General features: G+C 37.4%; 1 pseudogene. It reads right to left on the bottom strand.

Going from position 1 to position 796, the window contains the following annotated elements:
* Nucleotides 1–796 (bottom strand): annotated as a pseudogene (locus GFJ99_RS13510) (gliding motility-associated C-terminal domain-containing protein); the annotation flags it as partial.

A 796-nucleotide genomic window follows, 5' to 3' on the forward strand; every position in this document is an offset into this window, starting at 1 on the left:
GTCCTGCTGTTGGTGTAAACGTATAAATTGTAGTTGTTGTATTGTTTAGGGCTGGAGACCAAGTTCCGTTGATTCCATTAGTAGAAGTCGTTGGCAACGATGATAAAGTAGCACCTGAACAAATTGGTGAAACAGCTGCAAAAGTTGGTGTTACATTTGGATTAACAGTAATTGTAAAGAACATTGAAGGTCCCGAACACGCACCATCATTTGCAGTTACTGCTATTGTTGCAACTTGTTGCGTTGCTACATTGGCAGCAGTAAATGATGGAATATTACCCACTCCACTTGTACCTAGACCTATTAAAGTATTTGTATTTGTCCAAGTAAAAGTAACCCCTGCTGATGGGCTTGTAAAGTTAATTGCTGAAATAGTAGCATTTGAACAAGCAGAAATATTTCCAACAGTATCAACTATTGGTGTAGGACAATTTGATGAAACACAATTTGATGTTGCTGGTTGTCCACAAAGACTTCCAACTGGTGTAATAGTTATACTTACATTTTGACCTGCAGCTAAACTATTAATTGTAAATGTTGTCGTTGCATTAGATAAAGAACCTGTTACAGCTGGTCCTCCATCTACAGAATAAGAATAACTATAACTTGTAGCATCAGCAATAGAATTCCAATTAAAAGTAACACTTGAAGCTGTTGATACACCACAAGAGACAGTTAATACTGGAGTTGGATTAACTGTTATAGTTAATGTTGTTGTTGTAGCACATTGACCGGCTGTTGGTGTAAATGTGTAAGTAGTAGTTGTTGTGTTGTTTAGGGCTGGTGACCAAGTTCC

The organism is Flavobacterium sp. LMO6, assembly GCF_009495795.1.
Classification (GTDB): Bacteria; Bacteroidota; Bacteroidia; order Flavobacteriales; family Flavobacteriaceae; genus Flavobacterium.